This is a genomic window from Ralstonia sp. UNC404CL21Col (assembly GCF_000620465.1).
Classification (GTDB): Bacteria; Pseudomonadota; Gammaproteobacteria; order Burkholderiales; family Burkholderiaceae; genus Ralstonia; species Ralstonia flatus.
In genome coordinates this window covers 1,120,072-1,141,655 of the sequence record NZ_JIBE01000004.1, presented here as the reverse complement: position 1 = coordinate 1,141,655, position 21,584 = coordinate 1,120,072, and the positions used below count along the sequence as shown (strand labels likewise).

Below are 21,584 nucleotides of genomic sequence, written 5' to 3'. Positions count from 1 at the left end.
CTGAACCGATTGATGGAGCCCCGCATGGAAGCCAAACCGCTCTACACCCTCGGCATCAACGCGGCGTATCACGATTCTTCCGCCACGCTGGTGCGTGACGGTGTGGTGATTGCCGCCGCTGAAGACGAACGCTTCACGCACGTCAAGCACGCCAAGCGGCCGGTGCCGTTTTCCACCTGGCAGTTGCCGTATCACGCCATCGATTACTGCCTGGCCGAGGCTGGCATCGACCTGGCGCGCGTGGATCAGGTCGCCTACTCGCTCGACCCGGCCTTGCTGACCGACCTGCAGGCGCAGACGCATATCGCGCTGCCGCTGCAGCCGTCGGCGCAAATGGATCTGCCGCCCGGCGCCGCGCCGTGGGATCCGCTGTTTCTGTCGTACGTGCTGAACGCCCCGCGCCAGCTGGCCGACGGCGCGCCGCATCATCTGCGGGCGCGCTTCGCCAACGTGAAGCACACCGGGCCGTTCCGCTGGTCGTTTGTCGAGCACCACCTGGCGCACGAGGCCAGCGCATTCCTGGCGGCCCCCTACGACGACTGTGCCGTGCTCACGATGGACGGACGCGGCGAGCGCGCGACCACGTCCTACGGCCTCTTCCGCAACGGCGACTACACACGCCTGCAGCAGGTCGACCTGCCGCACTCCCTCGGCCTGCTCTATGAAGAGGTGACGGACTACCTGGGCTTTCTGCGTTCGTCTGACGAATACAAGGTGATGGCGCTGGCGTCGTATGGGGAGCCCCGCTATGTCGATGCATTCCACGAGATGGTGAGGGTCGAGACCGACGGCCGTTACACCGTGGCCCCCTTGCGGCTGGAAGAACGTTTCGGCCCGCCGCGCCAGCGTGGCGGCCCGATGGAACCGCGCCACTTTGACATCGCCCGTTCGCTCCAGCAGGTGCTGGAAGAGACGGTGCTGACGATGAGCCAATGGCTGCATCAGGCCACCGGCGCACGCAACCTGGCCATGGCCGGCGGCGTGGCGCTCAACTGCGTGATGAACGCGCGCATCCGCGACCGCGGCCCGTTCGAAAACGTCTGGGTGCAGCCGGCAGCCGGCGATGCCGGCACGTCGCTCGGTGCCGCGCTGTGGACGGATTACCAGGCGCGCGGCAACAAGCAGCGCCTGTGGAAAATGGACCACGCCTATCTCGGCCCGTCGTATTCCGATGAAGAGATCGAGCAATTCCTGACGTGGTCGAAGCTGCCGTTCGAGCGCCTGGACAACATTGCCGAGCAGACCGCGGAGCTGCTGGCGCAGGGCCAGGTGATCGGCTGGTTCCAGGGGCGCATGGAGTTCGGCCCGCGCGCGCTGGGTGCGCGGTCCATCCTCGCCTCGCCCATCCCCGCCGACATGCAGGCGCGGCTGAACGAGATCAAGGACCGCGAGGACTTCCGCCCTGTCGCTCCGGTGGTGATGGAAGAACGCGCCGCCGACTGGTTTGTCGGTGCGCAAGCCGCGCCGTTCATGCTGTTCATCTTCGACGTGCGCGAAGACCGTGCCACGCAGATCCCGGCCGTGCGCCACGTCGACGGCACCGCGCGCGTGCAGACCGTCAACCGGCGCCAGCATCCGCTGTATTACGACCTGCTGGCCGCGTTCGAGCGGCGCACCGGCGTGCCGATCCTGGTGAACACGTCGTTCAATACGCGCGGCGAGCCCATGGTGTGCAGCCCGCGCGATGCGGTGGAATCGTTCTGGACATCGCCGCTCGACGCGCTGGTGATCGGGCCGTTCCTGCTGCGCAAGACGGCCCTGCGCCCGGAGCAATCGCAGACCCAGGAAGACGGCGCCGTGCGCAATGTCGACGGGTTGCGGCGCGTGCCCGGCCTGGCGGGGGTCGCATGAACCAGCCGATGCCGTTTGACGTGTCGTCGGTGACCCCCGTGCAAGGGGCGCCAGCCATGTCCGTCGTGATTGCGACATGGCGACGGCCGCAGATGCTGCAACGCTGCCTTGACGGCCTGCGGGCGCAGACGTTCGACGCGCACCAGCTGGAACTGGTCGTTGCCGACGACGGCCCGGACGACGCCACCCGCGCGGTCGTGGACGGCTTTGCCGCAGCGTCCCCGGGCTGGCGCGTGCAGTACGTGCCCGTGCGCGAAACGCAAGGCCCCGCCGCCGCACGCAACCGCGGCTGGCGCGCCGCCACCGGCGACATCATCGCCTTCACCGACGACGACACCATTCCGGCGCCGACGTGGCTGGCGGAAGGCTGGCGCGTCATGACCACGGCCGACAGCGCTGCCGGTGCTGCTGAGAACGGCGGGCCGCCCGACGCCGCCACCGGCGCCGTCCGCATGCCATTGCCCGAGCGTCCGACGGACTACGAGCGCGATGCCAGCGGCCTCACCCGCGCCGAATTCGTCACCGCCAACTGCTTTGTACGGCGCGCGATGCTGGAGCGCGTCGGCGGCTTTGACGAACGCTTCCGGCTCGCGTGGCGGGAAGATTCCGACCTGCAGTTCCGCATTCTCGATGCAGGGGGGCGCATCGTGCAGGCGCCGCGCGCCTTTATGCATCACCCCGTGCGGCCGGCGCCGTGGGGCGTGAGCGTGTCGCAGCAGCGAAAGGTGTTTTACGACGCGCTGCTCTACAAGAAGCACCCCCGGCTCTACCGCACGCGCATCCGCCCGGTGCCGCCGTGGCATTACTACGGCGTGGGGGCTGCCGTGGTGGTTGCAGTGGCCGCGCTGGCCGCGCACCTGCCCTGGGTGGCCGCTGCGGCCGCTGTGGTGTGGCTGGCACTCACACTGCGCTTCACCGCCATGCGGCTGCGTGGCACCGCACACACCGCGCGGCATGTGCTGGAAATGTTTTGGACGTCCATCGCCATCCCGCCGCTCGCGCTGTACTGGCGCTTGCGCGGTGCATGGCATTTCCGGGTCTGGTTCCTATGACGCCCGCTGCTGACATCCTGCGCGGCGCACGCCGCATCGCCGTCTTTCGCGCCTTGCAACTCGGCGACATGCTGTGCGCCGTGCCCGCCCTGCACGCGCTGCGGGCGGCTGCGCCCCAGGCGCACATCGCGCTCGTGGGCCTGCCGTGGGCGCGTCAGTTCCAAGAGCGCTATGCCGATCTGCTCGACGACTTTGTCGCGTTCCCGGGCGGCGACGGCTTTCCGGAAGCCGGGCCTGCCGACGCGGAGGCGACACACGCGTTCTATGCCGGCATGCGGGCACGCTGCCTGGATGTCGCCATCCAGCTGCACGGCAGCGGACCGCAATCGACGGAAGTGGTCCGGCAGTTTGGTGCGCACCATGTGTTCGGGTTTCAACCCAATGGCGTGATCCCGCGGCAGCCCGATCCGGGGTTGCTCCCGTGGCCGACGCAGTTGCCTGAGGCGCAGCGCCTGCTGGCGTTGCTTAATCACCTGGGGGCGCCGGCCGTGCCGGCCACGCCCGGCTTTCCGCTCATGCGCGACGACTATGCCGAAGCGCTAGCCCTGCTGCGCCACCACGCGCTAGATCGCGACCGCCTTGTCTGCCTGCACCCCGGCGCCCGCATGCCCACGCGGCGCTGGTGGCCGGAGCGCTTTGCTGCGGTGGCCGACACGCTCATCGTCAGCGGTTTTCATGTCGTGATCACGGGTGCGCCTTCGGAGGCGGCGCTCGTTGAAGAGGTCCGTAGCCACATGCGCCAGCGTGCGGCCTCGGTGGTCGGGCAAACCTCGCTTGGCGGGCTCGCGGCACTGCTGCGGCTGGCGCGCCTGCTCATCTGCAACGACACCGGCGTGTCGCACGTGGCGGCGGCGGTGCGCGCACCAAGCCTGGTCATTGCCTGTGGCAGCGACGTGGAGCGCTGGGCGCCGGCAGACCGCACGCTGCACCGCGTACTGGCCGCGCACCCGCCGTGCCGGCCCTGCATGCACTGGACGTGCCCCACCGGACACGAATGCGCGCGCGATGTGACGGTGCACGAAGTGCTCGACGCAGCGTATGCCGCGCTGTTCGACCCCGACGTGCACCTGCGCGCGTCGCATGCACCGCAAGCCGCCGACGCTCCCACCGCATCGCACACGATCGAGAATTCGACCTCATGAACCACCCTACGCGACAACGCCTGCGCATCCTGACGTGGCACGTGCACGGCAATTACCTGTACTACCTGTCGCAAGTGCCGCACGACTTCTATCTGGTGACGCGGCCACCCGATGCCTCGGGCCGCGTGCCGCCCGGCTATGCGGGCAAGGTCGGCGTGCTGCCCTGGGGTGACAACGTGCACGAAGTCCCGTTCGACGCCGTTGCCGGGCAGCACTTCGATGCGGTGCTGTATCAATCGCGCGCGCATTGGGAAAACGATCGCCTCTCGGTGCTCAGTGCGGCGCAGCGGGCACTGCCGACGATCTATCTCGAACACGATCCGCCGCAGGAACACCCCACCAACACACGGCACTGGGTGCAAGACCCGAACGTGCTGCTGGTGCATGTGACGCCGTTCAACGCGTTGATGTGGGACAGCGGCATCACGCCCGCACGCGTGATCGAGCACGGCGTGCACTTGCCCGTGCCGGCGAGCTACACCGGCGAGCTGGAGCGCGGCATCGTGGTCGTGAACCATCTGCACAAGCGCGGGCGCCGGTTGGGAGCCGACGTATTTCAGTCGCTGCGCCAGCACGTGCCGCTTGATCTGGTCGGCATGGGGGCGGAAGCCGCGGGCGGGATCGGCGAAGTGGGCAACCTCGACCTGCCCGCGTTCTGCGCGCGCTACCGCTTCTTCTTCAACCCGATCCGCTACACAAGCCTGGGCCTGGCCGTGGTGGAAGCAATGACCATCGGCATGCCGATTGTCGGCCTGGCCACCACCGAGATGAGCACCGTCATTCGCAACGGCCACAACGGCTACGTCGACACCAGCCCCGATGCGCTGGCAGGCGTCATGCAGACGCTGCTGCGCGATCCCGCCCTGGCCCGCCGCTGGGGCGACGCGGCGCGCGAGACGGCCCGCACGCGTTTCGGCATCGACCGCTTCGTCGCCGATTGGCTGGACGCGTTTGCCACCGTCATGGAAAACAAGAAGGAGGCGGCATGAGACACCACGGAGACGCACACCACCCCGGCCACCCCGAGCCGCACCACCACTGGCGCGACCAGCGCCGCGTGCTGGTCACGGGCGGCGCGGGTTTCCTCGGCTCGCACCTGTGCGACCGCCTGCTGCGCGACGGGCACGATGTCCTGTGCGTCGACAACTTCTACACCGGCACCAAGCGCAACATCGCCCACCTGCTGGGCCACCCGCGCTTCGAGGTGCTGCGCCACGACGTGACCTTCCCGCTGTATGTGGAGGTGGACGACATCTACAACCTGGCCTGCCCCGCCTCGCCCATCCACTACCAGCACGACCCGGTGCAGACCACCAAGACGAGCGTGCACGGTGCGATCAACATGCTGGGGCTGGCCAAGCGGGTGGGCGCGCGCATCCTGCAGGCCTCCACCAGCGAGGTGTACGGCGACCCGCACGAACATCCGCAAACCGAGCGCTATTGGGGCAACGTCAACCCGATCGGCGTGCGCTCGTGCTACGACGAAGGCAAGCGCTGCGCCGAGACCCTGTTCATGGACTACCGTCGCCAGCATGGCCTGGACGTCAAGGTCGCGCGCATCTTCAACACCTACGGCCCGCGCATGCACCCGAACGACGGGCGCGTTGTCTCCAACTTCATCATGCAGGCCTTGGCCGGCGACCCGATCACGCTCTACGGCGATGGCCGTCAGACACGCGCCTTCTGCTACGTGGACGATCTCATCGACGCGCTGGTGCGCTTGATGAACACGCCGCCGGATTTTTCCGGACCGGTCAACGTGGGCAACCCGGTGGAGATGAGCATGCTCGATATCGCGCGGCAGATTGTGGCTTGCACACGCTCGACGTCGGAACTCGTCTTTCACCCGCTGCCGCAAGACGACCCGACGCAGCGCTGCCCCGACATCACGCTGGCCCGGGAAGCGCTCGGCTGGGAACCTCGCACGGCACTTGAAGTCGGGCTGGCGCGTACGGTGGAGTACTTCCGGCAGCAGTTCTTCCTGGCGCCGATGCCCGCATTGGCCTGACCTCCGGTCGGCCTTCGCGGGCGTTTCTCTCCGACCGGCTCAACCGATCGACAGTGTGGGGATGGCGCGGCGGCGCTGGCGGTCGGCATCCATCTGCCGCCACAGTGCCACCGTAGCCGGCTGCACGGTATGCCGATGCAGCAACGTGCGCGGCAGGCGCACCAGCGCGGCGGGCAATGCCTCCGCCAGCACGCCCTGTTCGGCCATCGCGCGGATGGCGCGGCCCGTCACGCGCCAGGCGAGATCCAGCGGCAACCGCAGCCAGGCGCTCAGCAACTCGTTGCGCGCCAGCAGTGCACGCCGCTGCGTCACATCACGCACCGGCGAGGGGTTGTGGTGTGTGACCACCTCCCGGCAGTAGACGATGCGCCAGCCCGCGTCGACCAGGTCGAGCGCGAGCACGCTTTCTTCACCGCCGATAAAGAGGTCGCGCCGGTAGCCGCCGGCCTCGGTAAAGGCGCGCGTGCGGACCACGCAGGCGCCGGCCATGAAGCCAAGCAACGCCGGGCCGGGCAAGCCGTCGGAAGGCAGCGTGCTGGTGGCCATGGGCTCGCACGCAGTGTCGTCGCGCCGCGTGGGGCCGACCACCACGTGCGCCGCCACCACGCCCACCGACGGATACCGCTGCAGCACATCTACCGCGCGTGCCACGGAGCCCGGCAGCCACGCGGTGTCGTCATCGCAGAAAGCCACGTAAGGCGTATCGACGCTGGCCACGCCAAAGTTGCGACCCACCGCGCCGTAGTTGCGCGGCACACGCACGAGTGTGATGTCGGGAAAGTGCGCGGCGATCTGGTCGGCGGTGCCGTCGGTCGAGCCGTTGTCCACCACCACGATGGGCCACGGCTCGTCGAGCGCGACGAGTTTGCCCAGCGTTTCAAGCACGGTGGCTGCACGGTTGTACGTCAGCACGACAATGGAACACGGTGCCTGCGCCCTGCGGGCGTCATCCAACGGTTGCATGATCGGGTTCTCCTTGCTTGGGTTCCAGTAGCCAGAAACGTTCGGGCTGGTGCAGGTCTTCCACGCCGCCGGGGCCGAAGGCGCGCAGCTGGCTGGCGTAGCAGGCCACGGCGCGGCGCTTCTGACGGCCATCGACGGCCGTGACGGGCGATACCGGCGTGGCCACGATGTCCTGCGCGGCCAGCGCGACGATGCGGTCCTGCACGGCGCCGCGCCCACGCCGGTACAGCGCGTCCTCGTAGCCGATCCAGAGCCGCTGCGGCAGCTTGCGCAGCAGCAGCAATGCCGCTTCGTGCACGAGCACGTGGTCGCTGTGGAACAGCCCCAGCGGCACGAACACCGCGTCTGCCGCGCGCCTTTCCACCAGGCGATAGAGCGCACGCTCCAGTTCGGCCACGGTGGGCGTCTGCCCGTACTGGCTGTCGCAAAAACCGAGGTGATGCACCGTGGCGCTGACCTGCGCGTGCGCCTGCGCATCCTCCAGCCTGCGCGCCGCCACCGCGTGGGTGGAATCGGCAAAGCCCGCCTCCTGGTCCCAGGTCGTTGAGACCGGGGTTTCAGGCGCCCCACCAAACACCGTGACCGTGCGGCTGCCGTGATGCGCTGCCAGCAACGCACCGCACGAGAAGATCGCGTCGTCAAAGTGCGGTGAGATCACCAGCACCGGCCCGAGACTGGCGACGCGATCGTGCAGCGCCCGGCTCATGCGCGCGAGGCGCGGGGCGTGCGAGCGCCGTCAGTGGCTTGCGGGTCGAGCTTGACCTTCATCCAGCCGGGCTCGCGCGTGTCGAAGGCGCGGTAGGCATCGAGCGCCGCCGCCATCGGCTCGCGCACCGACAGCACCGTGGCTGGATCGATTGCGCCCGTGCGCACCAGCTCGACCAGCTTGGGCAGATAGCGGCGATGGTTGCAGTTGCCCATGCGGATGGTGAGGTTCTTGTTCATCGCCATGCCGATGGGGAACGTCGTGTCGTTGGGCGGATATACACCGATGATCGACAGCGTGCCCGCCTTGGCGAGGCCTTCGACGGCCCAGCGCAGCGCTTGCGAGGGCGCATCGCCGGCTTGCCACGGTGCGTTCTCGTTGGCGTCGGATACGGCACCCGTGCCGCGCGCTTGCGGCGCTGTGGCTTTGCGCTCGGCGGCAAAGGCTTCGGCCGTCTTGTCGTCGGGGCGGGCTGGGCCGTGGTCGGCATGCTGCGCGTCCACGCCCACGGCATCGATCGCGCAATCCACGCCAATGCCGCCGGTGAGCCGGCGCAACGCCTGCACGGGGTCTTCGCGTTCGAAGTCGATCACCTCGGCGCCTTGCGCGCGCGCCATGTCGAGCCGGTCCGCCAGGTGGTCCACCGCAAAGATGCGCCCCGCGCCCATCAGCTTGGCCGACGCGATCACGAACTGCCCGACCGGCCCTGCACCGAACACAGCGACGGTATGGCCTGGCTTGATGTTGGCCAGATCGGCGCCGAAGTAGCCGGTGGGAAAAATGTCCGACAGCAGAATGGCCTGGTCGTCCGACACCTCGTCGGGCAGCTTGACGAGGTTGACGTGCGCAAACGGTACACGCGCCTTTTCCGCCTGCAGGCCGTCAAACCCGCCGGCTTCTTCCGGGCCGCCGTAGAACGACGTGCCGGCCAAGTGCCCATGCGGATTCGCCACGTCACATTGCGCCGTGTAACCGGCACGGCAATATGCGCACGCGCCGCATGCGATGGTGGACGGAATCACCACCCGATCGCCCACCGACAGATTGCGCACATCGTCGCCCAGCGCTTCCACCACGCCCACGCCTTCGTGGCCGAGAATGCGCCCCTCCTTCACATCGGCCATGGTGCCGCGCACGAAGTGCAGATCCGTCCCGCAGATGGCGCTGGCCGTCAGGCGCACGATGGCGTCGGTGGGCTCGCGCAGTGTCGGCTCGGGCACGTCTTCCAGACGAATGTCGCCGATGCCGTGAAATACAACAGCTTTCATGATTGACCCCTGGTTGGTGAACAGGACACCGCTCCGGAAACGCGGTTTCGCCCAAGACACGCAACCCCGGTGCCTGCGCCCCAGCCGGCTGTTTTTTCAGGAACCGCGCGCAGCCAGCACGAAGAACAGCAGCGTGCTGGCGCACATGCACAGCGTCGCCACCCAGGCCGTGCCATGGAGCAGCGGCGAGCTGCGAAACGGCCCCATCACTGCCTTGCGACGCGACATCAACTGCAGCATCACCATGACCGGCGTGGCGGCCACGCCGTTGAGCACGGCGGACCAGTACAGCAACTTGAAAGGCTCGATCGGCAGGAACACCATCACCATGGCGGCCGCCATCACCAGCGTCAGGAACAGGTAGAACTTGGGCGCGTGGTGCACCTTGGCTTCCAGGCTGCTATGCCACTTGAAGGCCTCGGCAGCGGCATAGGCGGCGGACCCCGCCAGCACCGGCACCGCCAACAGCCCCGTGCCGATCACGCCCACGGCAAACAGCATCTGTGCAAAGCGGCCGGCCACCGGCTTGAGCGCCTCGGCGGCCTGCGCACAGGTTTCGATTTGCGTGACGCCGTGCGTGTGCAGCGCATAGGCCGCCGTCAGCATGATGCAGAAGGCGATGAGGGCCGACACCGCCATCCCGACCGTCGTGTCGATGCGGATGCGTGCGAGCTGGTCCTTCGCTTGCCACGGCGCTTTCTTGAGCGGTGCTTCGTCGTCGGCCAGCCGCGTTTCTTCGACCTCGCCGGCGGCTTGCCAGACAAACAGATACGGGCTGATGGTGGTACCAAACACGGCGACCAGCGTCATTGCGTAGTCCTTGGACCACTGCATCCGCGGCACCACGGTGTCGTGCAGCGCATGCGCCCAGTCGACCTTCACGACAAATGCCGTAGCCACATATGCCAGCAGCGACAACGCAATCCACTGCAGATAGCGCGCATACCGCCGATACGGCATCCAGACTTGCAGCACGAGGGTCACCACCGCAAACAGGCAGGCGTACCACGCCGTGGCGCCGCCCACGAGCAGCCGCACGCTGTCGCCCATGGCCGCAATGTCGGCACCGACATTGATGACGTTGGCCACCGTGACGAGCGCCACGAACGCATACGCCAGCCACGGTGAATGATGCCGCCGGATGTTGGCCACCACGCCCTGCCCGGACACCCGCCCCAGGCGCGCACTGACGAGCTGGATGGCGATCATCAGGGGTAGCGTGAGCAACAGCGTCCACAGCATGCCCGTGCCGACCTGTGCCCCGGCCTGCGCGTACGTGGCGATGCCACTCGGATCGTCATCCGCGGCGCCGGTGATGAAGCCGGGTCCCAGCCGGCGGTACCACGGGGTGTCGTCTGCTGCGGGCACGCTGGGCTCAGCTGCGGTTGTCGGTGGGCGGCGCGTCGGGCGTCTGCTCGCCGGGGTCGTGCAGCTTGTCGCGGGTGATGCCGGGCGGCACTTCGCCCTGGCGCATGCGGCGCAGCGTGTCGTGCTGGCTTTGCGGCTTGGGTGCCGTGCTGCCGGTGCGGCCCGCTTCCGCATTGGCGGGCCGGTCGTCCGGTTTGCGGTGCGACTCAGCCTGTTCCCAATCGGCCTGACGCTGTTCAGCGTCCCGGTTTTCCTTCTGTTGCTTGTCTCGCATGGTTGGCTCCGGAGTGGTATGCAGGTGTGAAAAATCAGCGGCGCTTGCGGATCAGGCTGACCTGTCCGTTGCGCTCCAGAATGGCGGCCTCCACATCGTCCAGCGTGCGCGAGCCTAAGGTCTGGCGCACGCTCTCTTGCACATCGCCCACGGTGATGAGTGCCGCATCCATCTCGCCCTGGTTGAAACGGCCTTCGCGATAGACCTCGCGTTCGCGGCCCGCGATGAACCGTTCGAGCTGGGGCAGCCGCACGCACGCCCACCCAAGCAGACGGTGCACGGCCACCAGCGCGAGCGACGCCGATATCGTTGCTACAAACGGCGACGCGCCGACAATCGCGCGGCTCAACGTCGCCCCGAGCAACACGGCTACCACAAAGTCGAACGGTGCACGCTGCCCGAACGAGCGCCGGCCAGAGAGGCGAACCAGCGCCAGCCCGATGGCGAACACCACCACCGCGCGCATCGCGGTTTGCAGGGGGTTGAGATCCTTGCCTTCGCCAAAGAGGAACAGCAGCGTGTCCATGGCGCCTCCCGTGGTGGATGTGAAGTGTTTTCCACCACGGAGCAAGCCGCGTGCCTCCGGGCATGCACCTGAGATTTCGCCCTCGCATCACATTCCCGTGCAATGGCATGGCGCGTGCTGAAAGCCGGTATCTCCACCCTTTCATAGCGAGCCGACCATGCCCGACCAGCCCCAACAGCAACCGCCACAGCACCAAGACCGCCAGCCCGGCACCGAAGGCAACATGACGCCCCGCCCGCAATCCGAGATGGAAAATTACGTCGGCAGCGGCAAGCTCACAGACAAGGTGGCCATCGTCACCGGCGGCGACAGCGGCATCGGCCGCGCGGTCGCCATCGGCTTTGCCAAGGAAGGCGCCGATGTGCTGATCGCGTACCTGGACGAACACGACGACGCCAACCAGACCTGCCGCCTCGTCCGCGCGACCGGCCGCCGCTGCGAGGCCATTGCCGGCGACCTGGGCGACGAGGCGCACGCCCGCGCGGTCGTCACACAGGCGGTCGCGACCTTCGGCAAGATCGACATCGTGGTGAGCAATGCGGCAGAACAGCACCCGCAGCAAAGCTTGGCCGACATCGATGCGGCGCAGCTCGAACGGACGTTCCGCACGAACGTCTTTGCGATGTTCTATTTGATCCGTGCCGCGCTGCCGCACCTGCATGAAGGCGCGCGCATCATCACGACGACGTCAGTGACGGCGTTTCGCGGCAGCGGCCACCTGGTGGACTACGCCGCCACCAAGGGGGCGATCGTCGCGTTCACGCGCTCGCTGGCGCAGCAGGTGGCGGACAAGGGCATCCTGGTGAATGCCGTGGCGCCGGGGCCGATCTGGACACCGCTGATCCCGTCTACCTTCGACGCCGAGCACGTCGCCAAATTCGGCAGCAACGAGCCGCTGGGCCGGGCCGGCCAGCCGGATGAAGTGGCGCCGTGCTACATCTTTCTGGCGTCTGCCGACGCGAGCTACATGACGGGGCAGACGCTGCATCCGAATGGGGGGGAGATCGTCAACGGGTGACGGTGCCGCCCCGCCTTCGTCAAAACGCCGTCCGCATCCCCACCATTGCGCCGAGCTGGTTCACGCCCTTGGCCGGCGTCGTCCCACCGCCGCCACCGCTGACGGAATACTGCGCGTTGGCGCTGTTCCACAGATAGCCGGTCTGCGCATACAGCGCCGTGCGCTTCGAGAACGCATAGACGCCGCGCAGCACGGCCATGGTCGCGCTGCGGCTTTGGTCGGCGTTGATCAGGCGGATGAGGCCCGCATCCAGCGTAAGCGCACCCGTGAGCGGATAGCTGCCGTTGACGAAGTAGAGGTTGGAACGGACGTCGCCGGCAACGGCTTGCACGTGGCGACCGATCCAGCCCGCGCCGAGCTTGGCGTTGCCGAGCTTCACATAGCCATTGGCGACGATGCGGCGGTCTTTGTCGCCCGCATCGGTGAGCGCAATGGGCGCGCTGCCGTTGAAGAAGGATGCGGTGGCCCCAGTGCCGCCGCGCTGTTCTTCATAAGCGCCGGCCACGCCAAAGGTGGCCGCGTCGTACTTCACCATGGCCGACATGGCACGGCATGCCGATGCATTGCCTGCCACCTCGCCCGCGCAGGTGCCGGAGGCTGGCACACCGCCCGCCGCGTCACGCCCGAACGAATACGTAGCACCCACCGTCAGGCCGCTGAAGGTGCCTTTGTAGGCGATGGTGTTGTCCGTGCGCGCATTGGGAACGTACGCATCCAGTGAACCGATGGCGTATTGGCTGGGGCCGAGGATGTCTGCATCGGCCAGCGACAGAAACACCATGCTGTACTGCCGGCCCAGCGTGACGGTGCCGTAATCGCTCGCCAGCCCGACCCACGCCTGCCGGCCGAACAGGCGACCGCCCTGGCCGGAAGTGCCGGTGTCGGTGTTGAAGCCGCTTTCCAGCGTGAACACGGCCTTCATGCCGTTGCCCAGGTCTTCAGCGCCGCGCAGGCCCCAGCGCGAGGGCAGCGTGCCCGTAACCGACGGAATGCGCGTGAGGCCGTTGCCATTGGTATTGGCATGGCTCACGTATTCGATGCCGGTATCGATCAGGCCGTAGAGCGTGACGCTCTGCGCGTTGGCCGCGCCGCTGGCGAGCGCGCACGTGGCTGCGGCCAGCACGAGACAGTGCGTGCGCAAGGTGGTGGTTTGCATGTGGGGCCCCTCCTAGGGTCGAGCCGGTCCCGCCCCCCATGTCTGGCGGGCCGGCAGTTTGGAATACGTGGATGTGGAAGGCGCCATCCGGCCGGACGGCGCGAAAAACAGAACCGCTGTGTCAGTCCTGCACGCGCGGCCGCTTGAGCAGCAGCAGCGCAGCCAGCGCCGCGATGATGGTGACCGGGATGCTGGCGCCGATGATGGTGGTGGCGTGCTGCCCCATCGCCAGCAGTTGACCGGCCAGCAGCGGCCCGGCGATCGAGCCCAACCGGCCCACCGCCACCGCAGCGCCCACGCCGGTGCCGCGCACGACGGTCGGGTAGTACGCCGCCGCCAGCGCATACAGCACCGACTGCGCGCCGATCACGAACAGCCCCGCCATGAACGCCCCGGCCGACATCGATGCCATGCCGCCCGCCGCCGCCAGCAACGACAGCGCCGCGATGATGCCGACATACATGCCCGACACCACCCAGCGCGGGCGCGCTGCATCCATCAGCATGCCAATGCCCAGCGCGCCCGCACCGCCGCCGATGTTGAACAGGATCTGCACCATGCCCACCTGCGGCCGGCTCAGCCCCTGCGCGGCCATCAGGGAGGGCAGCCAGTTGAGCAGGAAATACAGCACGATCAGCGTGAAGAAATAGCTGACCCACAGGAACAGCGTGGCCGCCATGCGGCGCTCGCCAAACAGCGCCCATGACACCGGCGGCGGCTGGATGGCGCCGCGCTGCTGACCGTCGAAACTGCGGTCAAACCGGCGCGATTCCTGCAGCGTCAGCAGCAGCGGCACCACCACCAGGGGGCCGAAGCCGCCCACGTAGAAGATGTGGCGCCAGCCGGAATCGCCGGCGCTCAACATGCCGACCACCGCGGCGATGGCACCTCCAAACGGGATGCCGCAATACATGACGCTCACGGCGGTGTTGCGCAGGCGTGCGGGTACCGCTTCGGCACACAGCGCGATCAGGTTGGGCATGGCGGCCCCCAGGCCGATGCCGGTGGCCACGCGGATCGCCAACAGGCTGTTGAAATCCCACACGTGCGCGGTGGCGATCGAAAAGATGCCGAACAACGCCGTCGCCAGGATCAGCACGCGCTTGCGGCCGATGCGATCGGCCAGCCGGCCGCCCAGCATGGCGCCCGGCAACAGGCCGAACGTGCCGGCGCTGAATGCAAGGCCCATCTGCCCGACCGACAGGCCGAACTCGCGCGCCATGCGCGGCGCAGCCACGCCGATGGATTGCAGATCGAGCCCCTCAAGCAGCGCAACGATGAAGCACAGCCCGAGCGTCATGGCGACGCCGGGGCCAACGGTCTCCCGGCTCAACGTCGTGGTGGTGGTTTGCATGGCATCTCCTTCCGGATGTTGGGCCGCCGTCATTGGCAACTGAAGCTCGAGGCGTCGTTGATGTTGCCGGCGCCCGTGTAGCGCGCGTTCTTCGGGTAGGCGCACAGCGGGCGCGTGCGGTCGTGGCCGGCGGCATTCCAGTCGGTGGGCACTTCGGCATTCGGCACGGCGTTGGCGGGGTCGCGCGCGGTGGCGACCACACTGTCAGGCGCCACGCCGTGTTCCACCCAGGCCACCAGTGGCGTGAGCATGTCGAACTGGTCGGCGGTCGGCCCGCCCGCGCAGTGATTCATGCCGGGCACCGGATAGAAGCGCGCGAAGTTGCTGGCGTCGCCGCCATTGGCTGCAGCCAGGCGCTGGTACCAGTCGGTCGTGTCGTCGGACGAGAACACCGGGTCGCTCGTGCCGTGATAGACCATCAGCTTGGCGCCGCGCCCCTTGAGCGTGCCGAGGTTGGTTTCATCCGGCGGCGTCATGAACGACCAGGCGGATTCGGTGTACGTGGCGTCTGTGGCGAAGATCTTCGGCGCGTCGGTGTCCATGTTGAATGCCAGGCCATACGCGGTGAGCGACGTGATGGCCGACGCCGGCTGCGGCGTGGTCGTGAACACGAACGCCAGCGCTGCGGGGTCGAGCTGGATCGAGTTGCCCTGCTTCCACGCCGCCCAGTTGCTGCCGCTGATGCCGGCGTCAAACGAAAAGCCCGAGTACAACGCCTGCCCCGCACTGTTGCGCGCGCCGGCAAACAGGTTCGCCATCACGGTTTTCTGCGCGGCAGTCAGGCAGGTGCCGTCACGGGCGCCAGTGCAGGTCGGCACATCGTTGGCGAGGCTGAAGGCGGTCTGGCACGCCTTGAGGTTGTTGATCATGCCGTCGGTCGTGCCGTCCAATGCGTCGCACTTGGCGAGCACGTGGCTGGCGACCATGGCGCGCTCCGCGGCGCTCAGGGACGTGGTGATGTCTGGAAAGCCCGCGCTGGTGTTGGCGGTCGCCACCGTCGCCAATTGCTGGGCGCTGTACACCTCGTTGATGGCCGCCTTGGGCAGATGGAAGCCCGGGTCGCCGGCCACGATGCCGTCATACGCATTGGCCGAACGCGCGGCGGCCACCATCGCATGGCGCCCGCCGTTGGAGCACCCGCCAAAGTAGCTGCGGTCCGGCACCTTGCCGTACACCTGCGCGATCATCGACTTGGCCATCGGCGTGAGCGTGGCAACGGCGTTGTAGCCGTAATCGAGGCGGGCCTGCGGGTCGCGCCCGAACAGCGGCACCTGGCTGCCGTTATGCCCGGCATCCGAACTGATGACGGCAAACCCGGAGCCGAGCGCACTGCTCACGGGACCACCGCCCAACGCGCCCAGCGCCGTGGCCACCGCGCCATCCAGCCCACCGTTGGCCTGGTAGTAGAAGCGACCGTTCCATGCCTTGGGCAGACGCATCTCGAAACCAATGGCATAGGTCTTGCCGTCCACCGCGCTCACACGCGTGTTCATGGTGCCGGTGATCAGGCAGTGCTCGGGCACGGCGTTGCCGCCCACGCTCAACGTGCCGGCGGCCACGGTGGAGATGGCGGTGATGCTGGTGTTGGCAAAACTCAGCTTGCCGGCAAAGCTCTCGCACGCGCTGGCGAGATTCAAACCCGTGGCAGGCGAAAGCTGCGGCAGCTCCGATGCTTGCGACGACGGTGCGTCGCCTGTGCTGTCGTCGTTGCAGCCGGCGCAGCTCAGCGCGAGGGCGAGCGCGGCCAGCGCCATGCCCCGTGACATGACGGTCTTCATGAGTCTCCTCCTGGGTGGATGAACCGGTCTTTGCCGGTTGGGTGTCGTGCTGCGTTGGAATCAGCCCGCGCGAATCACCGCGGGATCGCCATCGCGATACAGCGTGTCGACCTGCTCGGCACGGTGGGCCAGCACGGCGCGCTGGTTGAGCGTGCCCTTGTCGGTGATCTCGCCGCGGTCAAGCGATGGCGGCACGTCGAGCAACAGCAGCCGCGCCACGCGCGTCGCGCTGCCGGTGGCCGTGGCGTTCAGTTCGTGCAGCAGTGCGGCAAATGCAGCGCGCACGGCAGGGGCGGCCAGCACTTCGGCTGCGCTTGCGCTGGCGGGCAGGCCCGACAGCCGCCGGCATCGCTCCATCTGCGGGAACACCAGCAAGCCGATGTCGTCACGGTTCATGCCGGCAATCACCACGTCCTGCACATACGGCGCGCCCGCGGCGATCACACGTGCGCGCAACGGGCCCACGCTGACGAACGTGCCGGAGCTGAGCTTGAAGTCCTCCGCGATGCGGCCATCGAAGACGAGGCCTTTTTCGGGGTGGTCGGCGTCGTAGAAACGCAGCGCGTCGCCGCTGCAGTAGTAGCCGTCTTCATCGAAGACCGGTGCGGCAGGCTCTTCGCCCAGGCGCCAGTAGCCACGCATGACGTGCGGCCCGCGAAAGCGCGCCTCCAGCTTGTCGCCCACGGGCACGAGCTTGAGTTCGCAGCCCGGCGCCGGCGTGCCGACATAGCCCGACCGCATGATCGGCCGGGTCGTGAACAGGCAGCACGGCGACGTCTCGGTCATGCCCAGGCCGGCCATGATGCGGATGCGCTCGCCGCAGTGCTGGCCGGTCACGCGCTCCAGCCGGTCCCAGGCTTCTTGCGACAAGCCCGCACCGCCAAAGAAGTACAGCTTCACGCGGGAGAAGAAGGTCTCGCGCAGCGCCGGGTCCCGCTCCAGCGCCAGCGCGAGTTCTTCCCACCCCTTGGGCACGTTGAAATACGCGGTGGGTGCGATCTCGTGCAGGTTGCGCAGGGTCTCGTCGAATTTGCCGGGCACGGGCCGGCCGTCGTCGATGTAAAGCGTGCCGCCGTTGTAGAGCACGATGCCGACGTTGTGGCTGCCGCCGAACGTGTGGTTCCACGGCAGCCAATCCACCAGCACCGGCGGCTCCTTGGCGAATTCGGGAATGGTCTGGCGCAGCATCTGCTGATTGCTGCACAACATGCGGTGCGTGGTCGGTACGGCCTTGGGCGCGCGCGTCGAGCCGGAGGTGAACAGCACCTTGACCAGCGTATCGGGGCCGGTTGCGGCCTGCGCGGCGTCTGCCGTGGTCACGGGCGTTTGCAGCAGCGTGTCGAAGGCGGTGGCGCTGCGCCCGGGCAATACGCCGTCGCGCGTGATGACCTCCACGCCGTGCGGCACCACCGCGCTGACGGCGTTGGCAAAGGCCGCGCCATCGGCGGCATAGACGAGCCCCGGCGTGAGCACGTCAAACACGTGGCGCAACTTGCCGAAATCCGTCGACACCAATGCATACGGCGGCGACACCGGCGCGTACGGCACACCCGCCCACATGGCGCCCAGCGCCAGCTGCAAGTGCTCAAGATCGTTGCCGGAAAGAATCGCCAGCGGGCGCTCGGTGGAGACGCCGCGATCCAGCAGCGCCTGGCCGATGGCGCGTGCGCGCTCCAGCATCTCGCGATAGGTCAGCTTGATCCATGCGCCGTCCGGCCCGCGACGTGCAGCCAGCACGCGATCCGGGTGGCGCTGCGCGCCCGCGACCAGGCGGTCGGTCATGCGCGCCGGATGTTCCGCCAGCGCTTCGGTATTGCGCACGTGCCAGACACCGCGGTCGCGCGCGTCCATCTCGCAACGCGCAGGCGCATCGCTCACGGCAACCTGCCTGTAGGGGTGATCGGGCACACCTGCCGGGGGCGGCGTGTGATGCCCGGTTTGAACCTGCGGGCCCTGAGCCTGCATTTCGACGTGATTCACGTCTTGTCTCCTGAATGCGCCGCCCGTTTTATGGTTGTGGTGGGCGGCTGCCGAACTTCAGATCGGTTAAATCGGATAGTGGCGCGGCGTATTCTGCAAGGTGATCCAGCGCAGCTCGGTAAATTCCACAATCGACGCCTTGCCGCCAAACCGGCCGTAGCCGCTGCTCTTCACGCCGCCAAACGGCATCTGCGCCTCGTCGTGCACGGTGGGGCCGTTGATGTGGCAGATGCCCGATTCGATACGCTGCGCGACCCGCATGGCGCGCGACACATCGCGGCTGAACACGGCGGCCGACAAGCCGTATTCGCTGTCATTGGCCAGGCGAATCGCCTCTTCATCGCCATCCACGCGCGCCACCGTCACCACGGGGCCGAACGATTCCTCGTTGTACAGCCGCATGGCGGGTGTCACACCGTCCACGATGGCGGGCTGCACGATGGCGCCATCCATATGCAGGCCGACGGGCAGCGCAGCGCCGTGCGCGCGGGCGTCTTCCACCAGCGCCTGCACGCGCCGGGCCGCATCTACGCTCACCATCGCGCCCAGCTGCGCGGTCGCGTCAGTCGGGTCACCCGCGCGCAGCGTGCGCGCCTTGGCGGCCAGCTTGTCGACGAGGGCATCGGCAATCTTGCGATCGACGATCACGCGTTCGGTCGACATGCAGATCTGCCCCTGGTTGAAGAATGCGCCAAACGCAATCGCGTCCACCGCGGCATCGAGGGCAGCATCGTCCAGCACCAGCACCGGCGCCTTGCCGCCCAGCTCCAGCAGCGCAGGCTTCAGGTGCCGCGCCGCGTGCTGCGCAATGATGCGCCCCACATGCGTCGAGCCCGTGAAGTTCACGCGGCGCACGGCCGGATGCGCGATCAGGCGCTCCACCACCTCGGCGGCATCGGCCGGCGCGTTGGTCACCACGTTGACCACGCCATCGCCCAGGCCCGCCTCCTGCAGCACGGTGCCGATCAGCCGATGCACGCCGGGACACAGTTCCGACGCCTTGAGCACGACCGTGTTGCCGCATGCCAGCGGCATTGCCAGCGCGCGCGTGCCCAGGATCACCGGCGCGTTCCACGGTGCAATGCCGAGCACCACACCGCAGGGCTGGCGCACGGCCATCGCAAAGTTGCCCGGCACATCCGAGGGGATCACGCTGCCGTCGATCTGCGTGGTCATGGAGGCGGCTTCGCGCAGCATGTTGGCCGCCAGCATGACGTTGAAGCCGATCCAGTTGGGGCTGGCGCCCGTCTCCGCCGCGCCGGCGCGGATGAAGGCGTCGGTGTGCTGGTCCATCAAGTCGGCGGCCTTCAGCAGCCGCTTGCGGCGCTCGCCCGGCGCCAAGGCCGCCCACGCGGGGAACGCATCGGCAGCAGCCTGCACGGCGGCGTCGGCATCTTCCAGCGTGGCCGCCGCCGCGCGCGATGCGACCGCGTCGTTGACGGGGTTGCGGCGCTCGAAGGTGGCACCGTTGGTTGCTGGCCGGTTTTCACCGCCGATCAGCAGGGTCACAAGCTGAGTCACCTCAGGCATGGGTTCGTCTCCGGGGGCGTTGGCGTGAGCGGGCCAGATCAGGCGCGCTTGTAGGCTTGCAGGCCCGGCTTGATCGACTTGTCGTCCAGGAACTGCTTGAGGCCCTGCTCGCGGCCGCCCTCCGGATCGCGCAGCGTGGCCTGGTCGAGCTTGGCGTACAGATAATCCTCGTTCTGCTCCCATGTCAGCTCGCGGCTGCGCTTGAAGCCGTGCTTGGCGGCGCGCAGCACCACGGGGTTCTTCTCCAGCAGCTTTTCGGCCAGTGCCACGGTGCGCGCACGCAGGTGGGCACGCGGCACGCTCTCGTTGACGAGGCCCATGGCGGCAGCCTGCTGACCGGTGAAGGTCTCGCCGGTCATGATGTAGTAGAGCGCCTGGCGGTGGCCCACGGTATCGGCCATCGCCTTGCTGACGAGGTTGCCCGGCGGAATGCCCCAGTTGATTTCCGACAGGCCGAAGGTGGCCTCGTCCGCCGCAATCGCCAGATCGCACGCCACCAGCGGCGAGAACCCGCCGCCGAAGCACCAGCCGTTGACCATCGCGATGGTCGGCTTGGCATACATGCGCAGCAGCTTCCATTGCCACTGGCAGGCATCGCGGCGGATCTTCTCCTGCAGGATTTCCGGGCCGGCGTCGACTTCACGGAAGTACTCCTTCAAATCCATGCCGGCCGTCCACGCATCGCCCGCGCCGGTCAGTACCAGCACCTTGGCATCGGCATCCAGCTCCAGCGCTTCGAGCACCTGGATCATGTCCGAGTTGAGCGTCGGGCTCATGGCATTGCGCTTCTCCGGGCGGTTGAACGTCACCCATGCAATGCCCTGGTCCACCTTTACGTCCACGGTTTGCCAGCGCCCTTGGTAATCAGCCATTTCCGTCTCCTTGATCTGTCGGCTGCTTGAGACGCCCGCCGTCTTGTGTGCGGCGCGTCTCAGCTTGGCGCCAATTTAATATCAGGTAGCCTGATATAACAAGGAGATTATCATTGCCGTAAACCCTGATCCGAACGACACGTAGCAGAATGTGCGCATCTGCATAGGTGCACACCCACTCACATCCATGGCGGCCACACGAACCAAACGCAACACACCCCAGCCCGCACAAGACGGCGCACCCGCAACGTCTGCACGACTGCCCTACCTGATCGGCCGCACCGACCGCATCGTCAAGCGCCGCCTGGGCGAAGCGCTCGCCCCGCACGGGCTGACGGTGCCGCAATTCACGGCGCTGTCCGTGCTGCACGCGCGCGGCAGCCTGTCGAACGCGCAACTGGCGGAGCGCTCGTTCATGTCGCCGCAGTCGGCCAATGAAGTGGTGAAGGCGATGGAAGCGCGCGGCTGGGTGACGCGCACGCCCGACCCAACGCACGGACGCATCGTCATGCTGGGGTTGACCGACGAAGCGCTCACCTTGCTGGCGCTGTGCGACGAGGCCGTCAGCCGGCTCGAGCAGGAAATGCTGCAGGGAATCGACGCCGCGCACGCGGCTTTGCTGCACGATCTGCTGCTGCAATGCGGGCGCAATCTGCGCTGAGCGGGGCCCTTCAGTTGCCACGGCAGTTGCCGTTATGCAATGTAATAAAGTCAGATCAAAGCGACATATTGATCGGC

19 protein-coding genes are annotated in these 21,584 nt (G+C 67.6%); 7 read left to right on the top strand and 12 right to left on the bottom strand.

From position 1 onward, the window contains the following. The first annotated feature begins 24 nt into the window (after positions 1-24). From N511_RS0113150 to N511_RS0113130, 5 genes are read left to right on the top strand one after another with little or no spacing between them, the layout of a single operon-like run. The gene (locus N511_RS0113150; protein WP_027679729.1) at positions 25-1,851 is read left to right on the top strand and encodes a carbamoyltransferase family protein; all 1,827 of its coding nucleotides are present in this window, start codon (positions 25-27) and stop codon (positions 1,849-1,851) included. Next, positions 1,848-2,903: a glycosyltransferase family 2 protein gene (locus N511_RS0113145; RefSeq protein WP_037026658.1), complete on the top strand. Its 1,056-nt coding sequence runs from the start codon at positions 1,848-1,850 to the stop codon at positions 2,901-2,903. The genes N511_RS0113150 and N511_RS0113145 overlap by 4 nt, the downstream gene beginning before the upstream one ends. Next, the gene (locus tag N511_RS0113140) at positions 2,900-4,045 is read left to right on the top strand and encodes a glycosyltransferase family 9 protein (RefSeq protein WP_027679727.1); all 1,146 of its coding nucleotides are present in this window, start codon (positions 2,900-2,902) and stop codon (positions 4,043-4,045) included. The genes N511_RS0113145 and N511_RS0113140 overlap by 4 nt, the downstream gene beginning before the upstream one ends. Further along, positions 4,042-5,034 carry a glycosyltransferase gene (locus N511_RS0113135; RefSeq protein WP_027679726.1) on the top strand — a complete coding sequence of 331 codons (993 nt, stop codon included), beginning with the start codon at positions 4,042-4,044 and terminating at the stop codon, positions 5,032-5,034. The genes N511_RS0113140 and N511_RS0113135 overlap by 4 nt, the downstream gene beginning before the upstream one ends. Beyond that, complete coding sequence (locus N511_RS0113130; RefSeq protein ID WP_027679725.1) at positions 5,031-6,053, top strand: UDP-glucuronic acid decarboxylase family protein; 1,023 nt, start codon at positions 5,031-5,033, stop codon at positions 6,051-6,053. The genes N511_RS0113135 and N511_RS0113130 overlap by 4 nt, the downstream gene beginning before the upstream one ends. Positions 6,054-6,092: 39 nt before the next feature. On the opposite strand, the gene N511_RS0113125 is transcribed toward N511_RS0113130, so the two are convergent. From N511_RS0113125 to N511_RS0113100, 6 genes are all read right to left on the bottom strand, one after another. After that, positions 6,093-7,016 carry a glycosyltransferase family 2 protein gene (locus N511_RS0113125; protein ID WP_027679724.1) on the bottom strand — a complete coding sequence of 308 codons (924 nt, stop codon included), beginning with the start codon at positions 7,014-7,016 and terminating at the stop codon, positions 6,093-6,095. Further along, positions 7,000-7,722, bottom strand: coding sequence for a PIG-L deacetylase family protein (locus N511_RS0113120; protein WP_027679723.1), 723 nt, complete (start codon positions 7,720-7,722; stop codon positions 7,000-7,002). The genes N511_RS0113125 and N511_RS0113120 overlap by 17 nt, the downstream gene beginning before the upstream one ends. Further along, positions 7,719-8,990, bottom strand: a complete 1,272-nt coding sequence (locus tag N511_RS24200) for a zinc-dependent alcohol dehydrogenase (protein ID WP_051530921.1) — start codon at positions 8,988-8,990, stop codon at positions 7,719-7,721. Before N511_RS24200 ends, N511_RS0113120 begins: the two co-directional genes overlap by 4 nt. A 96-nt stretch (positions 8,991-9,086) precedes the next feature. Next, positions 9,087-10,358: an Nramp family divalent metal transporter gene (locus N511_RS0113110; protein WP_027679722.1), complete on the bottom strand. Its 1,272-nt coding sequence runs from the start codon at positions 10,356-10,358 to the stop codon at positions 9,087-9,089. 7 nt (positions 10,359-10,365) lie between these two features. After that, positions 10,366-10,632, bottom strand: coding sequence for a hypothetical protein (locus tag N511_RS0113105; RefSeq protein WP_027679721.1), 267 nt, complete (start codon positions 10,630-10,632; stop codon positions 10,366-10,368). Between the two features lie 34 nt (positions 10,633-10,666). Beyond that, positions 10,667-11,158, bottom strand: coding sequence for a DUF421 domain-containing protein (locus tag N511_RS0113100; protein WP_027679720.1), 492 nt, complete (start codon positions 11,156-11,158; stop codon positions 10,667-10,669). Positions 11,159-11,315: 157 nt separating this feature from the next. Here N511_RS0113100 and N511_RS0113095 point away from each other — a divergent pair, with 157 nt between their 5' ends. After that, positions 11,316-12,176: an SDR family oxidoreductase gene (locus N511_RS0113095; protein ID WP_027679719.1), complete on the top strand. Its 861-nt coding sequence runs from the start codon at positions 11,316-11,318 to the stop codon at positions 12,174-12,176. A 19-nt stretch (positions 12,177-12,195) separates the two neighbouring features. Here the strand turns inward: N511_RS0113095 and N511_RS0113090 are convergent, their stop codons facing one another. From N511_RS0113090 to N511_RS0113065, 6 genes are all read right to left on the bottom strand, one after another. Beyond that, a complete protein-coding gene (locus N511_RS0113090) occupies positions 12,196-13,332 on the bottom strand; it encodes a porin (protein WP_027679718.1) in 1,137 nt (378 codons plus the stop codon). Between the two features lie 121 nt (positions 13,333-13,453). Continuing rightward, entirely contained in the window at positions 13,454-14,686 is a 1,233-nt protein-coding gene (mhpT, locus tag N511_RS0113085) for a 3-(3-hydroxy-phenyl)propionate transporter MhpT (RefSeq protein ID WP_027679717.1), read from the bottom strand. A gap of 29 nt (positions 14,687-14,715) precedes the next feature. Next, entirely contained in the window at positions 14,716-16,464 is a 1,749-nt protein-coding gene (locus N511_RS0113080) for a tannase/feruloyl esterase family alpha/beta hydrolase (protein ID WP_027679716.1), read from the bottom strand. A 60-nt stretch (positions 16,465-16,524) separates the two neighbouring features. Next, positions 16,525-18,429: a feruloyl-CoA synthase gene (locus N511_RS0113075; RefSeq protein WP_037026870.1), complete on the bottom strand. Its 1,905-nt coding sequence runs from the start codon at positions 18,427-18,429 to the stop codon at positions 16,525-16,527. Between the two features lie 81 nt (positions 18,430-18,510). Beyond that, positions 18,511-19,974, bottom strand: a complete 1,464-nt coding sequence (locus N511_RS0113070; RefSeq protein ID WP_027679714.1) for an aldehyde dehydrogenase — start codon at positions 19,972-19,974, stop codon at positions 18,511-18,513. A gap of 38 nt (positions 19,975-20,012) precedes the next feature. Further along, positions 20,013-20,846 (bottom strand): p-hydroxycinnamoyl CoA hydratase/lyase, encoded by an 834-nt coding sequence (locus tag N511_RS0113065; protein ID WP_027679713.1) that lies wholly within the window; start codon positions 20,844-20,846, stop codon positions 20,013-20,015. Positions 20,847-21,033: 187 nt separating this feature from the next. On the opposite strand from N511_RS0113065, the gene N511_RS0113060 reads away from it, so the two are divergent. Continuing rightward, positions 21,034-21,507 (top strand): MarR family winged helix-turn-helix transcriptional regulator, encoded by a 474-nt coding sequence (locus N511_RS0113060; RefSeq protein ID WP_027679712.1) that lies wholly within the window; start codon positions 21,034-21,036, stop codon positions 21,505-21,507. Positions 21,508-21,584 lie beyond the last annotated feature (77 nt).

What these genes read in the sequence shown, in the direction of transcription:
- N511_RS0113150 (WP_027679729.1), top strand. Translation starts at nt 25, where the DNA reads ATGGAAGCCAAACCGCTCTACACCCTCGGCATCAACGCGGCGTATCAC.
- N511_RS0113145 (WP_037026658.1), top strand. Translation starts at nt 1,848, where the DNA reads ATGAACCAGCCGATGCCGTTTGACGTGTCGTCGGTGACCCCCGTGCAA.
- N511_RS0113140 (WP_027679727.1), top strand. Translation starts at nt 2,900, where the DNA reads ATGACGCCCGCTGCTGACATCCTGCGCGGCGCACGCCGCATCGCCGTC.
- N511_RS0113135 (WP_027679726.1), top strand. Translation starts at nt 4,042, where the DNA reads ATGAACCACCCTACGCGACAACGCCTGCGCATCCTGACGTGGCACGTG.
- N511_RS0113130 (WP_027679725.1), top strand. Translation starts at nt 5,031, where the DNA reads ATGAGACACCACGGAGACGCACACCACCCCGGCCACCCCGAGCCGCAC.
- N511_RS0113125 (WP_027679724.1), bottom strand. Translation starts at nt 7,016, where the DNA reads ATGCAACCGTTGGATGACGCCCGCAGGGCGCAGGCACCGTGTTCCATT.
- N511_RS0113120 (WP_027679723.1), bottom strand. Translation starts at nt 7,722, where the DNA reads ATGAGCCGGGCGCTGCACGATCGCGTCGCCAGTCTCGGGCCGGTGCTG.
- N511_RS24200 (WP_051530921.1), bottom strand. Translation starts at nt 8,990, where the DNA reads ATGAAAGCTGTTGTATTTCACGGCATCGGCGACATTCGTCTGGAAGAC.
- N511_RS0113105 (WP_027679721.1), bottom strand. Translation starts at nt 10,632, where the DNA reads ATGCGAGACAAGCAACAGAAGGAAAACCGGGACGCTGAACAGCGTCAG.
- N511_RS0113100 (WP_027679720.1), bottom strand. Translation starts at nt 11,158, where the DNA reads ATGGACACGCTGCTGTTCCTCTTTGGCGAAGGCAAGGATCTCAACCCC.
- N511_RS0113095 (WP_027679719.1), top strand. Translation starts at nt 11,316, where the DNA reads ATGCCCGACCAGCCCCAACAGCAACCGCCACAGCACCAAGACCGCCAG.
- N511_RS0113090 (WP_027679718.1), bottom strand. Translation starts at nt 13,332, where the DNA reads ATGCAAACCACCACCTTGCGCACGCACTGTCTCGTGCTGGCCGCAGCC.
- mhpT (WP_027679717.1), bottom strand. Translation starts at nt 14,686, where the DNA reads ATGCAAACCACCACCACGACGTTGAGCCGGGAGACCGTTGGCCCCGGC.
- N511_RS0113080 (WP_027679716.1), bottom strand. Translation starts at nt 16,464, where the DNA reads ATGAAGACCGTCATGTCACGGGGCATGGCGCTGGCCGCGCTCGCCCTC.
- N511_RS0113075 (WP_037026870.1), bottom strand. Translation starts at nt 18,429, where the DNA reads ATGCAGGCTCAGGGCCCGCAGGTTCAAACCGGGCATCACACGCCGCCC.
- N511_RS0113070 (WP_027679714.1), bottom strand. Translation starts at nt 19,974, where the DNA reads ATGCCTGAGGTGACTCAGCTTGTGACCCTGCTGATCGGCGGTGAAAAC.
- N511_RS0113065 (WP_027679713.1), bottom strand. Translation starts at nt 20,846, where the DNA reads ATGGCTGATTACCAAGGGCGCTGGCAAACCGTGGACGTAAAGGTGGAC.
- N511_RS0113060 (WP_027679712.1), top strand. Translation starts at nt 21,034, where the DNA reads ATGGCGGCCACACGAACCAAACGCAACACACCCCAGCCCGCACAAGAC.